This window comes from Myxococcales bacterium (assembly GCA_016706225.1).
Taxonomy (GTDB): Bacteria; Myxococcota_A; Polyangia; order Polyangiales; family Polyangiaceae; genus JADJKB01.
The window spans coordinates 284,503-297,367 of the sequence record JADJKB010000024.1; the positions used below are offsets into that span (position 1 = coordinate 284,503).

At 66.8% G+C, this 12,865-nt stretch carries 12 protein-coding genes and 1 pseudogene; 9 read left to right on the top strand and 4 right to left on the bottom strand.

From position 1 onward, the window contains the following. Window positions 1-137: 137 nt before the first annotated feature. Window positions 138-920 (top strand): murein L,D-transpeptidase catalytic domain family protein, encoded by a 783-nt coding sequence (locus IPI67_37105; protein MBK7585794.1) that lies wholly within the window; start codon window positions 138-140, stop codon window positions 918-920. A gap of 47 nt (window positions 921-967) precedes the next feature. Then, the gene (locus IPI67_37110) at window positions 968-1,555 is read left to right on the top strand and encodes a hypothetical protein (protein ID MBK7585795.1); all 588 of its coding nucleotides are present in this window, start codon (window positions 968-970) and stop codon (window positions 1,553-1,555) included. Between the two features lie 39 nt (window positions 1,556-1,594). Here IPI67_37110 and IPI67_37115 read toward each other — a convergent pair whose 3' ends face one another. Both IPI67_37115 and IPI67_37120 read right to left on the bottom strand, forming a co-directional pair. Next, window positions 1,595-2,875 (bottom strand): cystathionine gamma-synthase family protein, encoded by a 1,281-nt coding sequence (locus tag IPI67_37115; GenBank protein ID MBK7585796.1) that lies wholly within the window; start codon window positions 2,873-2,875, stop codon window positions 1,595-1,597. A 7-nt stretch (window positions 2,876-2,882) separates the two neighbouring features. After that, entirely contained in the window at window positions 2,883-5,078 is a 2,196-nt protein-coding gene (locus IPI67_37120; GenBank protein ID MBK7585797.1) for a hypothetical protein, read from the bottom strand. A 293-nt stretch (window positions 5,079-5,371) separates the two neighbouring features. On the opposite strand from IPI67_37120, the gene IPI67_37125 reads away from it, so the two are divergent. After that, window positions 5,372-7,144, top strand: coding sequence for an IgGFc-binding protein (locus IPI67_37125; protein MBK7585798.1), 1,773 nt, complete (start codon window positions 5,372-5,374; stop codon window positions 7,142-7,144). Window positions 7,145-7,527: 383 nt separating this feature from the next. Beyond that, window positions 7,528-7,776 (top strand): annotated as a pseudogene (locus tag IPI67_37130) (DUF559 domain-containing protein). A 350-nt stretch (window positions 7,777-8,126) separates the two neighbouring features. Here the strand turns inward: IPI67_37130 and IPI67_37135 are convergent. Then, window positions 8,127-8,942, bottom strand: a complete 816-nt coding sequence (locus IPI67_37135; protein ID MBK7585799.1) for a hypothetical protein — start codon at window positions 8,940-8,942, stop codon at window positions 8,127-8,129. 236 nt (window positions 8,943-9,178) lie between these two features. Between IPI67_37135 and IPI67_37140 the strand changes: the two genes are divergently transcribed. Next, the gene (locus IPI67_37140) at window positions 9,179-9,889 is read left to right on the top strand and encodes a transposase (GenBank protein MBK7585800.1); all 711 of its coding nucleotides are present in this window, start codon (window positions 9,179-9,181) and stop codon (window positions 9,887-9,889) included. Window positions 9,890-10,010: 121 nt separating this feature from the next. Here the strand turns inward: IPI67_37140 and IPI67_37145 are convergent, their stop codons facing one another. Beyond that, on the bottom strand, window positions 10,011-10,508 hold the full coding sequence (locus IPI67_37145) for a hypothetical protein (protein ID MBK7585801.1): 498 nt from the start codon (window positions 10,506-10,508) through the stop codon (window positions 10,011-10,013). Between the two features lie 145 nt (window positions 10,509-10,653). Between IPI67_37145 and IPI67_37150 the strand changes: the two genes are divergently transcribed. The 4 genes from IPI67_37150 (at window position 10,654) to IPI67_37165 (ending at window position 12,828) form a co-directional block, all read left to right on the top strand. Further along, window positions 10,654-11,031 (top strand): hypothetical protein, encoded by a 378-nt coding sequence (locus IPI67_37150; GenBank protein MBK7585802.1) that lies wholly within the window; start codon window positions 10,654-10,656, stop codon window positions 11,029-11,031. Between the two features lie 556 nt (window positions 11,032-11,587). Next, entirely contained in the window at window positions 11,588-11,863 is a 276-nt protein-coding gene (locus IPI67_37155) for a hypothetical protein (GenBank protein MBK7585803.1), read from the top strand. Continuing rightward, on the top strand, window positions 11,853-12,101 hold the full coding sequence (locus tag IPI67_37160; GenBank protein ID MBK7585804.1) for a hypothetical protein: 249 nt from the start codon (window positions 11,853-11,855) through the stop codon (window positions 12,099-12,101). Before IPI67_37155 ends, IPI67_37160 begins: the two co-directional genes overlap by 11 nt. Before the next feature lie 370 nt (window positions 12,102-12,471). Further along, on the top strand, window positions 12,472-12,828 hold the full coding sequence (locus IPI67_37165; protein MBK7585805.1) for a DUF559 domain-containing protein: 357 nt from the start codon (window positions 12,472-12,474) through the stop codon (window positions 12,826-12,828). Window positions 12,829-12,865 lie beyond the last annotated feature (37 nt).

Below are 12,865 nucleotides of genomic sequence, written 5' to 3' on the forward strand. Positions count from 1 at the left end.
TGCGTCCATTTCAGCTCCCGAGGTGCGCCTTTTGTCGCAGATCCCTGGCGCTGTGCGCGGACGTCGTCGCGGCGCGCAAACGGCACGCGCCTTGCGTTGTTGGTGCGCGTGGTTGCTGCCGTTGGTGAGGTCTTCGAATGAGCGCTCTGCTGCGTGCTGGAACTCTTGCGGCGACCTTGACCATCGCCAGCGTGGTGTCCGGCTGCACTGCGTCGGTCGCGGATGGCGACGAAGTCGCGGGCGACGAAGCAGACGAGAGCGGGGGGGAACAGTCGCTCGGCAAGGCGGACAGCTCGAGCTCGGATGAGCTGCTCGCGGCTCGCAGGGCGCTGGCCGCGAAGTTCGAGCAGCCGGCGCTGACGGACGCCGAGGCCGAGGAAGTGTTGGGGCGATACTCGCACATCGACACGGGTCACGAAGTCCCCCGCGTGCTGCTGGAGCGCGCGCTCTTCTATTACGACTTGAACCTCGAGCTCCTGGAGAATCCACGCTTCGTCACCGTCATCGACTTCTCGCAGCACTCATCCAAGCGGCGCCTTTACCTCGTCGACATGGAGAGCGGAGAGCTCGAACGACACGTCGTGGCGCATGGGTCGGGCAGTGACCCGGACGACGACGGCATCCCGTCGAGCTTCAGCAACTTGAACAACTCGCACCAGTCCTCGCTCGGTTTCTACCTCACGGCCGAGACCTACAGCGGCAAGTGGGGGCTCTCGTTGAAGCTGGATGGCCTCTCCGAGACGAACTCGGACGCGAGGCCGCGGGCCATCGTGATGCATGGGGCAAGTTACGTCGTCGATGGGAAATCGAAGCAGGGACGCTCGTGGGGTTGCCCTGCGATCCCGATGCCCGACCGCGACGCGGTGATCACACAGCTGAAAGCCGGCAGCCTGATCTACGCCGAGAGGGCGGAGCACTGAGGTCCGCCACAAAGCGCAGAAGAACCCATGCTAGGCTCGCTGCCACCATGCGCCTCGCCCTCGTTGCCACCTGGCTGATCTGTGTCCCCCTGTTCGGTTGTGATGACGAAAAACCGAAGGCCGCGGCGCCGACCGCCACCGCGACCGTTACACCGGCCGCGACCGCCGCGGCTCCGAAACCAAGCGCCACTGCGGCGCCTTCCGCGAGCGCTGCGGCAGATCTGCCCAAGTGTCCGGCGGGGCTCACGGGCAACGCGCTCCCCGAGTACTGCATCAAGCTGCCCGGCGGTTACGCCGTCAAAGACGCCCGCACGCTGCCCGAGCGCGGGTCGATCTCCTACGAGACCGGCTCGCCCACCGAGAGCCTCATGATCTCCTACGACTCGAAGTCCGTCGCGGAGCAGAGCAAAGAGGCCGAGAGCGAGATGAAGTTCGGTGGGGACAAGATCTCGAAGCAAGGCAACCTGCCTGGTGGCGGCAAGTGGTACGAAGGAACGCACCAGGAATACTCGCGACTCCTCACGGTCGTGAAGGGCAAGCCGCCCCTCAGCCTGAAGTGCTCGTTCACGTTCAAGACGAAGAGTCCGCCAGCCAAGGAAGCGCTCGACGTTTGCCGCTCGATCGTGCTGCCCTGAAGCGCCAGCACGCTCGGCCGCGAGTAACGCGGGGAACCGTCACACGCCGTCGAGCGCCTGGGACAGATCCGCGATCAGATCTTCGGGGTGCTCCACACCGATGCTGAGCCGCACCATGTTCTCGCCGATGCCCATGCGCGCCCGCTCCGGCGGAGGAATGTCCGAGTGGGTCATGCTGGCCGGGTGCTCGGCCAGTGACTCGGTGCCGCCCAGGCTCACCGCCAGCTTGAACAGCTGGAGCGCGTTCAAGAAGCGAAACGCCTCGAGCTCGCCGCCGTGGATCGAGAAGCTCACCATGCCGCCTGGCGCCACACACTGCCGTTTGTAGATGGCGTGCCCGGGCTCGTTCTCGCCCAGATGCCCGAGGTAGTGCACGGCCTCGACCTTGGGGTGGTCCGCCAGGAAGTCCGCCACGTAGCGCGCGTTCTTCATCTGGCTCGTCATCCGGAGCTTCAGCGTCTCCAGGCTCCGGAGCAGCAACCATCCCGTCCACGGGCCGCACATGGTGCCGAGGAAGGTGCGCATCGCGCGCACCTCGGTCATCAGCGCCCGGTCGCCCAGACACACCCCGGCGATCACGTCGCTGTGCCCCCCGATGTATTTGGTCGCCGAATAGAGCACCAGGTCGGCGCCGTGTTTCAGCGGATGCTGCCAGAGCGGTCCGAGGAAGGTGTTGTCCACGGCCACGACGACCCGGCGGGTTTCGTTCGAGTGTCGACGCGCGAGGGCCGCGCAGGCCGCGATGTCGACGAGTGCGTTGGTCGGATTGGCCGGCGTCTCGACGTAGATCATGCGTAGTTTGTCGGCGTGCCCCCCGGCGCTGAGCCGCGCCTCGATTTCAGCCGCGCTGCAGCCCGCCGGAAAACCGATGCACTGAATGCCAAAACGGGTGAGCACGTGTTTGAGGAAGTAGTCGGTCCCTCCGTACAGCGGCTCGCTGTGCAGAATCACGTCGCCGGGGCTGAGCAGGGCGAACAGCGTCGTGCTGATCGCCGCCATGCCCGACTCGAACACCGCGGCGCTCTCGGCATCGTCCCAGAGGGTCAGGCGATCTTCGAGGATCTCGAGATCGGGGTTGTTCAACCGCGAGTAGATCAGCCCCAGGCTCTCGTTGCCCCGCGGCTCCCGCAGGCCATACGCGAGCTCGAAGAAACTCTTGCCCTCCTCCGCGCTCTTGAACACGAAGGTGCTGGTCTGAAAGATGGGGCACTTGAGCGAGCCCTCGCTCAGCTTCGGGTCGTAGCCGTAGCTCGACATCAGGCTCTCCGGGCGGAGCGCCTTGCCCTGAATGAACGCCTCGGGTTTCTTCGCTGACGTCATGTGGGTCTCACTTCGTCAGGGGTTTGCCGACCTTGAGCACGCTGCCGGTGGGCGACTTTGCGTCCGGAACCTTGCGCGGGAACGCGCGTGCGAGCGCGGCCTGCTCGGCCTTCGGGAGGTCGGGCCACAAACCCTGAGACGGTGTCTGCCACGAGGCCGCGGTGGGCGCGGTCTTGAACGACACGTGCAGGTGGTTGAAGTGCCAGACCCAGCTGCCGTCGTCGTTGGCCGTGACCATGATGGCCTTGCCCGTCGCAGCCTCGGAGCCGGTGATCAGCCCCTGTTTCTCCAGGTCGTCCATGGCTGCCTCGAGCGGTTGTTCGACCTTGGCTTCGGTGCCAATCACACGAATGCGCCCGGTTGCACCGAGCTTCGCGATGAACATCGCGGTGCGAGGCAGATCGACGATGTGCGTCGTCTCGGAGCCTGCGATGCACACGCCATAGGTCGCCGACGAAGTGCTGGTGTCCACACAGCTCCAGTCCTTGAGCGGTTTGTCGCAGCAGATCTGCCGGTACACCAGGTTGCCGTCGGTGCCCTGAACGTCGGGACGAATGTAATAAGACACGTCCATGTTGGCCCCGTTGTAGTGGGTGCCGTTGGGGTGACCTTCCGGCGTCGTTCCGTCGGGCATGCCGATGTCGCCGATGCTGAGGGGTTTGGTCCCCGGGAACGCCAGCTGCACGGAGTGAATGGCGTTGCGCACTGCCATGATGAGCTCACGTCGGGCCCACAGGCGCGCGCTCGAGGTGAAAGGCGGATTGCCGAATGCTGACAGCCCGTTCTTGAAAAACACACCATCGCCGACCCAGCTGTCCGCTGCGTTCGCCTCGGGGAACGGGATCAGCTTGGACGGATCGTGGCTGCCCTGGGAGTTGACGGCCGCACACTCGGCCGGGCTGAAGAGCAGCCCGCAGTCCGGTCCGTCCTGGTACTTGACCGTGCGCGCGACGAGGCCGTAGTTGTTCTCGGCGGCCAGCACGCTGCGTACGTGGAGGTAGGCCTTGGCGGAGCCGGGTTTGCCGAGCAGCGAGTAGACCTCGAGGTTGGTCGGGCCGACCGAGCCCTGGGAGTGGTAGAAATCCGGGTCCATCGTGGCGTCGTGCGTGATGGTCTCTTTGGCATCCGTGAGGTCGACGTCCAGATTGCCCGAAGCATGATTGGAGTCGATCCCGACGACGTAGATGGTGTCGTCCGCGCTCGGGGTCATCTCGAACCAGTCGGCATCACCGGCGCAGATCTGCAGTCCGCCCATGTCCTTTGCCGGCAGCGGTTTTGCTGCCGCCAATGTCTCGTTGGGCTCGAGCACAGTGTCCTTGCACACGAAGGGTGCACACACGCCGGCTTCGCAGACCTCACCCGAGGGGCAGTCTCCCTGGTGATTCTTCGGACTGCACTCGTGGGACACGTCGAGGCAGATGAGGCTCTTGGCGCCCTCGCGGCAACCGAAGTCCCCGGGGCAGTCCTGGTCCGAGTCACAGCCCGGGTAACACGCCTGGTACCACTTCGAGCTCTGGTCCTCGACCCACTGATACCCTGGGCGGCAGCTGCCCGCCTTGTCGTAGACGGCGATGCACCCGGAGCCTCCGCTGGTGAAGACCGCGCGGCACTCACTGCCCGCCGGGCAGCTGGTTGCAGTGCAGTTCGAGATCACGCAGTAGCCGCCGAGGAAGCCAGCCTGCTGAATACAAATGGCGTCAGCGCCACCCATGCACTGTTCATCGGCGCCGCAGGAACCACCCGGCGGGACGCTGCCGGTACCGGGCCAGCACACGTTCTTGTCGGTGCACTCGTAGCCCTCCGTCTCGCGGCAGTCCCCGTTCGTCGTGCAGCTCGCGACGCAGCGATCGACGCCGTCGCTGAAGCTCAGACAGCTCGAGCCCGTCGGGCAGCTGTTCTGAGTGCAGCCTTCGATCACACAGTAACCTCCCGGCAGCCCCTCTTCCTTCGGTGTCCAGCACACACCGTTCAGGCAGTCTTCATCGACCCAGCAAGGGCTCCCGGGTGCGGCGCCGGTTGGTCCCGAATCGACCGCGGCTTCGCCGCCCGCTCCGTCATCCCCGGCATCCGTTCCGCCGTCGGGGATCGTTTTGGATTTCGATCCCCCGTCGTCGCTGGAACAGCCCGACATGGGGAGGGCCACCGACCAGGCCGAGACGAGAAGAGCCGTTGCCGCGAAGATGGTGCTGGTTCGAAGCCGCATGAGAGTTTCGTCCTGTCCGCTCGCGAGGTGCGCGCCGTGGCTCGGCCGACGCTGCTTCTTGGCGAGCGGTCGGCGAGGCGCGCGGACTCTGCCAAATTGCGGGGCACCTGGCCACGGGCGCAGCTGCGCCGGCGCGGAGAAATTCCCACCCCGGATGGTCGCCGCCCGCCACTAGTCGGGTGATGCGCGGGAAATCATCACAATTTTCCCGCCCGAAACGCCGAGCAGCCGACACTTCCAGAGCCAAGCCGAGGTCGGCCGTGATGCCGCCGAGCTCAAGCCGGAGAAACATCATGAAAACGCTGCACACGCTCCGCACGCTGGTTCCCGCTCTCGCCACCACGGGTTTGCTCGCCTGGGGCTGTGCCGCCACGGACGACGTCGTCGCGACGGGGGATCCCAACTTCGACTCTGGTGTTGGCGGCGCCGCGGGCGGTGGCGGCGCAGCCGGAGCCGGCGGCGGTAGCGGCAACAGCGGCGGCAGCGACGCGGGCATCGACGTGAACGTGTCGGACGCACCGGTGACCGAGACCTGCGAGGCCGCGGCCAAGGCTGGCAGCACCTACGGCTGTGAATACTTCGCCCTGCAGGTCGACACCATCAACGACCCCAACGGTGGTTACGGCCTGCCTGGGGCTTGTTACGCGGTGTTCGTGGCGAACCGCGGACTCGGCCCGGTCAAGATCGAGGTGGACCGCGCCGGTCAGCAGTTCACCAACACCGACTTCATTCGCATCCCGGAGGGCCAGGGCAAGAACATCAACTACGCGCCCTACGACGCGGTCAACGGCCTGAAGCCGAACGACGTGGCGATCCTGTTTCTCTCCGAGGGCAACCCGCCGAAGAACATGAACTGCCCGGTGCCCACGGCGGTGAAGGCCGACACGGCAGTCCACGGCAGCGGAACCGGCACTGCGTTCCACATCAAGACCAGCGCGCCGGTCTCGGCGTACCAGATCTTCCCGTATGGCGGCGGCGCCGTGGCGGCGACGAGCGCGTCGTTGTTGATCCCGACCAGCGGCTGGGACGGTAACTACGTGGCCATCAACGCCTACAAACAGAGCACGGTCAGCCCGAAGTACGCGATGCCGTCTCTCGACATCGTGGCGCAAGAGGACGACACGACGGTCAAGATCAAACCCACGGTGGCGATCGAGGCCGGCGTCAACGTCGGCGCCACGGCGGCCGGGCAGGTCGCCGAGTTCAAGCTGAAGCGCGGTGAGTACGTGCAGTTCACGCAGGGCGGAGAGCTGACGGGCAGCGCAATTCAGGCCGACAAACCCATCGGGGTCTTCGGCGGCGCGACCTGCATCAACGTGCCCGTGGACAAGGACGCGTGCGACACGGCGCAGCAGCAGCTCTTGCCGGTCAAACAGCTCGGCCACGAGTACGTGTCGGTGCGTTACAAGGCGCGGCGTCTCGGGTTCGACCCGGTGGACGAGAGTGTGCCGTGGCGCATCGTGGGTGCGGTGGACGGCACGACCCTCTCCTACGAGCCTGCCGTCCCGAGCGGCGCGCCGCTGACGCTGAAACAAGGTGAGGTCGCCGAGTTCTGGACGAAGGATGCGTTCGTGGTGAAGAGCCAGGACGCGAGCCACCCGTTCTACGTCGGCGCCTACATGACGGGTGGCAACGCGTTCCTCGGTGAGGGGGATCCCGAGTGGGTCAACGTCGTCCCGACCGGCCAGTACCTGGACTCGTACGTGTTCTTCACCGACCCGTCCTATCCCGAGACGAGCCTGGTGGTGGTGCGGCAGAAGGACACAGGCGGCGCGTTCCAGGACGTCGAGCTCGAGTGCATGGGAGTGCTCAGCGACTGGAAGCCCCTCGGCAGCTACGAGTACACGCGGGTGACGCTGGTCACCGGCCAGTTCCAGGATCAGGGCAAGTGTTCGAACGGTCGCCAGTCGATGAAGAGCAAGGCGCCCTTCACCGCCACGGTCTGGGGTTGGGGCTCCGTGACCTTCGGCCCGACCGACGTGTACACGGCGTACGTCTCCTACGCCTACCCAGCTGGCATGGGCACGAAGCTGATCAACACGGTGGAGATCCCGGTGGTGAAGTAGCTGCCCCACTCGCGGCGCTGCGCGCCGCGGTCTCCCCCAAATCCGTGCTCGCGCCGGCGAAGACGCCGGCGCTGCGCGCGGATGGGGGAGACAGGTCGCTTCGGGCTTGGCGACTCACCGTGACCCGAGGGCAGGCGACGCGCCGTGCTCGTGTCTGCTCGCTTCGATGACGGCGTCGTTGAGCTTCCGCGCCGCTGGCTCCTGCCCGGCACCGCGGCCGGGCTCCGCCCATGTGGCGCACGACTCGCGCCAGGCGCCGTGCCCGCTCGTGTGGTCGTCACGAAAGCGGAAGGCGTGCGCGGGTCGCGAGGAATGAGGCGCCTGTCACGACTCCTGCGCCGTGAGTGGGCAAAGCCCGGCCGCGGTGCCGGACAGGAGGCGCCATGTCTTGGAAGATCACTCACTCGCAAGTCACCGAAGCTCGGGCACGCGCCATGCGCTTCGCGCAAACGCCCACGGAGGAAGCGCTGTGGCGGCAGCTCCGCGGCGGGCGGGTCGGTGTGCTCGTCCGCCGTCAGTACGTCGTCGGCCGGTACATCGCGGACTTTGCGGTGCCCTCCGTGCACGTCGTGATTGAGGTCGATGGCGCGTACCACGCCAGCCGGTGCGCGGCGGACGCGCGCCGGGACCGGGGCTCGGTCGCCGCGGGTGGCGCGTGTTGCGGCTGCCGGCGGAGCTGGTGGCGCAAGACCTCGGGAAGCCCTCGCGCGCGTGCGCGCGGCGCTCGGTGGCGGGTGAAGGGTAGCGACCGCCACCCTTTCGCCGGCGGTTCGCCACCGGTCCGGCGCGGCATTCCCCAGGGTTTGTCGACGTATCCGCTTGGCATGCGGCTCGCTGAGGCGCACGTGGCGTGGGCCACGCCGCACACGCCTTCCCGGAACCGGAGCGCTCCCGCTCTGCTCGGCGAGGGCGACGACGCGCCTGTGCCGCGCAAGCGCTGGGCCTGGCTTCTGGCACACGTGTTCGCCGCGGACCTCGAAAATCATCCCCGCTGCTCCGGGCCGGCCATGGGCTTCGCGCGTCGGGTGGCGGCTGCCGCCGGCGGAAACGACGCCGCCACCCACGCGCCGCCGCCATGTAGCGGGAATCCTTCGCGTGCGCGATCGGCACGCGGATTGCGCTTGCGAGCGTCGTGTCCGTCAAGCCGACGTATTCGCGGCGCCGGCCGGAGGCGAGCGCCTTGCACAGGGTCGTGCGCGAAAACCTGCGCACGCTCTACGAAGCCGCGGAGCACGGCTTCGCCGCGCCGCTGCCCGGCTTCGTACGCGCCGAGCTCGAGGGCTATGTCGATTGCGGGATCCTGGCGCGAGGATTTTCTGTACTCGCTTGCTGCGATTGCCGGAAGCAGAAGGCCGTGGCGTTTTCGTGCAAGGGGCGCGCCTTTTGCCCGGCTTGCCTGGGCAGGCGCATGGCGGCGGGCGCCGCCGACCTCGTGGATCACATTCTGCCAAATGACGCCCCGCTCCGGCAATTCGTCCTGACGTTGCCGTTCGAGCTGCGCGCGCGGCTCGCGTACGACGCCAAGCTGCTTGGAGCCGTGAGCCGCACGTTCGTGGACTCCGTGCTGGGCTGGTATCGCCACAAGATGCGCGACCGCGGCATCAAGGGCGGCAAGAGCGGCGCCGTCACCGCGGTGCAGCGCGTCAGCTCGGACTTCCGACTGAATCCCCATTTCCACACACTCGGACTGGACGGTGTGTTCGCCGAAGAAGGCCGGCGAACTGGCGTTCCATGCGCTCCCCTTCCTCACCAACGACGACGTCGCCGACGTGCTCCAGATCGCACGCACGCGCATCATTGCGCTCCTGCGACGCAAGGGTGTGATCTCGGACGACGACGAGCGGCGCGAGCGTCGTCACCGCGGACGCGACGCTCGCAGACACGGAGCCCGCGCTTGCCGAGCTCGCAGTGGCGTCCACCCTGGGCGCCGTTCCCGCCGGTCCCGCGTTGCACCGACGAGATCCCATCAAGCTACGAGCCGATAGCGAGCTCATGCACACCAAAGCCCTGTGCGCCGCCGAGCACGGCTTCACGTTGCACGCCGCGACTACCGCGAGCGCAGGCGACACCGCGGGAAGAGAGGCCCTCTGCAAGTACATCCTGCGCCCGCCGATCGCCCAGGATCGCATCCAGCTCGTCGCCGACGACCTGGTGAGGCTGACCCTGAAGAAACCGTTCAGCGATGGAACTTTTGCAATCGATCTAGACCCTCTGTCCTTTCTGGCGCGGCTCGCGACGGCCGTGCATCCTCCGCGTTTCAATACCGTCAGGTACAGTGGAGTTCTTGCGGCCGCCAGCAAATGGAGATCGCGCGTCGTTCCGCCGCCACCACCGATCGACGAGAAGGCGGACGACGACTGCGCGACATGCACCGCGAAGAAAGACAAGCCGCCCACGCATCGCTGCGGATATCGGCCGTGGAAAGCCTTGCTCCGGCGCAGTTTCAAAATCGACGTCGAGCTCTGTGAATGCGGCGGCCGCATGAAGATCAAGGCGCTCGTCATGACCAGCGCTGGCATCGACCGATACCTCCGCTGGCTCGGCGAGCCGACCGATCCGCCGACGCTCGCCCCGCCAGGGGCCCGCCGTTCTTCAAGAGCGTCGTCATCCGCCGCAAGCTCGGTGAGCCGGTGCAGGCGGAGCTGTTCGCCACGCATTGACGCGCGCTCGAGATGGCAGGATCCGCCCGCGCCAGCCCCGCGCCAGCCCCGCGCCAGCGGTCAACCGGCGGTCAACCGGCGATGACGACGCGCCGACCGCTGAACACGGTGGCGACGAGCCTCGCGTCGAGCCGGATCGTGACGTAGGCTACCCTCCAAGGCCGGGAGAAGACGTGGAGCAGCAAAGAGGGGGCCGTTCATATCACCTACGCGCGCATCCCGCGCGCCCCGGAGGTCGAAGGACGTGGAGCAGGCGGCCGTGCGCGGGGTTTTGCGGCCGGCTCCACGACTCGAAGCACGATTCGATAGGTCGCCCCGGGCTCCAGAACCAGCTCGCGCACTTCCCTCTGCTTCTCGTGCCGCGCGACGATGCGCCGAGTGCCGGGCAGCACCCAGTGTTCGCCGGCAGGGGCGAGCTCTTCGTCCACTCGCAGCTCACACGGCGCGGGCTCACAACTCAGCTGCAGCCGCCCCAGGTGTGGCGCGGCTTGCGACAGGGCCTCTCTGGCCGCTGCGAGCAACTCCGCGCCCGTCGTCTGGCGTTCGATGGCTCGACGGCTGGCACGCGCGACCAGGAGATGGTCGCTGGCTTTGCGCCCAGCGGCGATGGCGTTTCGCAAGGCATCTTCGCTGGGCGCGAGCTTGTCGGCTCGCAGGAATGCCTGCGCGGCATTGGCGTAGTCGGCTCGCTCGTACAGCTTCAAACCCAGCTCGAACTCCGCCGCCGCTCCTCTACCCGTGGTTCGTCCGCGTGCGCCGCCCGAGGGAAAAGTGTCAGGGCCAGGACGAGACCAAAAACGACCGAAGCAGAGCGCTCTTCTGTGCGGTCACTTGGGCTACCATGAGGTCATGAAAGGCCGCACCTCGGTGAGCGTCGGTCTCGGGGCGTTGCTCGGGATCCAAGGGTGCGCGCTGTTGGTCGATCTACCCGAGGGCAGCGACTCCGTGAACACGGGCGGTGCTGCCTCGGGCGGGGCCGCGTCCGGTGGGGCCGCGTCGGGCGGAAGTGCAGGAACGAGCGCAGGGTGCAAGGTCGCCTGCGACTGCGACGACGACGGTGCCAAGAGTGAGTCTTGTGCCGGCACGGACTGCGCTGACGATGACCCGGAAGTGCATCCAGGTCAATCGGCCTACATGCTCACACCGAGCAAGAATCCCAAGATCGGTTTCGATTTCGACTGCTCGGTTCTGCTGATCGTGAGTTCACCACGCCGCTCGAGTGCGTAGGACTCTCGCTGACCAAGTGCGACTCCGTCTCGCAGGGGTTTCTAGAGTCACTGCCCGAGTGTGGCCAGCAGGGCGAATGGGGGACTTGCAAAGCGGGTAGCGTGGTCTGCGAGAAGGACGTGCTGCAGATGAAGACGATGGCGTGCAAGTGAGCGACCGTCTCTCGCTGGCGCCATCCGACTGCCAGTGAGTTTCGGGCCGGGTGCCGAGGTCGAGGGCGAAGCTCGAGTGACCGTGTGTCAGCAGACATGTCAGACACCGGGGCGAGCACAAACGGCTTGCAACTGGCTGGTCTCTCCGCGCGAGGGTGTCGGTGGCATACGGCGAAGCGCGGCGATCTGGGAGCAAGACGTCCTGGAACGAGAGCTGCAAGTGCGTCCACTCGGAGGTCTGCTCATGCCGCTTCGCTGCCCGTCTCGTGGTTCGTCATCGTGGTTCGCCGGTCGGATAGCCGGCGCACTCTTCGGCCTTCTCGTGCTGGGCGCTGACTCCGGCCTGCGCCGTCGAGGCGCTCGACGAACAGGCGTTCGACGCCGAACCAATCGACACGGAGGGATTGGCCGTCGGAGTCGGCTGCGACACGAAGCTCGTCAACTTCCAGCTCGCAGGCAGCTCCCATCAGGTGCACGAAGTCCGGAGCGACTACACCTGGCACAAGGTCAACCCGTGCCTCGAGCAGCTGCAAGGCGCCGCTGGGAAGGACGGCCCCGCGAGCGCGTCCGCCGACCTGCTCTACCAGCAGACGCTGTACCTGCTGTCGAATCCCAATGTCCGCTTCTACAAGCAGGGCAAGACCGACTACCTGAAGCTGGAAACACGTGGTGAATGGTAAGGAAAAGCTGGACCTCTCGAAGTTCAACCGCCTGGTCTACTGGAACGAAAAGTACATCGCGTACGACTCCATGTCGCAGGTCGACTTCGGGCTGCGCATGCTGCGGATTTACCGCCTGTTCCTGAAACAGGAGGGCAAGCTCAGCGAGCGCGGGCGCGTGTTCCGTGAGCTCGGACTCGCTGCGCTCGGTGTGATCACCGACCCCATCGCGGACGGTGGGCTGCGCAGCCGGGAGTGAGTGCACACTGGAAGGGCAAGGCGTGCGCCTGGTTCCACTCGGTGACGCGACGGGACTTCGACGAGACGAACGCGGGCGCAACCTTGAACAAGAGCCTCCATCCCGTGCGCGACATGTACGAAGCCGCGCAAGTGCTCGCCGAGGTCGATGCCCTCGACACGACGACATCCCATTCGTCCCGCATCGACGCGCTGCGCCAGGCGTCGTTCGAAGGGACCTACCAGCTGGTGTACGGCAAGGGGAGCGACGGGAAGGGCTCAGCGCTCACGAAAGCGGAAGGCGTGCGCGGGTCGCGAGGAATGAGGCGCCTGTCACGACTCCTGCGCCGTGAGTGGGCAAAGCCCGGCCGCGGTGCCGGACAGGAGGCGCCATGTCTTGGAAGATCACTCACTCGCAAGTCACCGAAGCTCGGGCACGCGCCATGCGCTTCGCGCAAACGCCCACGGAGGAAGCGCTGTGGCGGCAGCTCCGCGGCGGGCGGGTCGGTGTGCTCGTCCGCCGTCAGTACGTCGTCGGCCGGTACATCGCGGACTTTGCGGTGCCCTCCGTGCACGTCGTGATTGAGGTCGATGGCGCGTACCACGCCAGCCGGTGCGCGGCGGACGCGCGCCGGGACCGGGAGCTCGGTCGCCGCGGGTGGCGCGTGTTGCGGCTGCCGGCGGAGCTGGTGGCGCAAGACCTCGGGGAAGCCCTCGCGCGCGTGCGCGCGGCGCTCGGTGGCGGGTGAAGGGTAGCGACCGCCACCCTTTCGCCGGCGGTTCGCC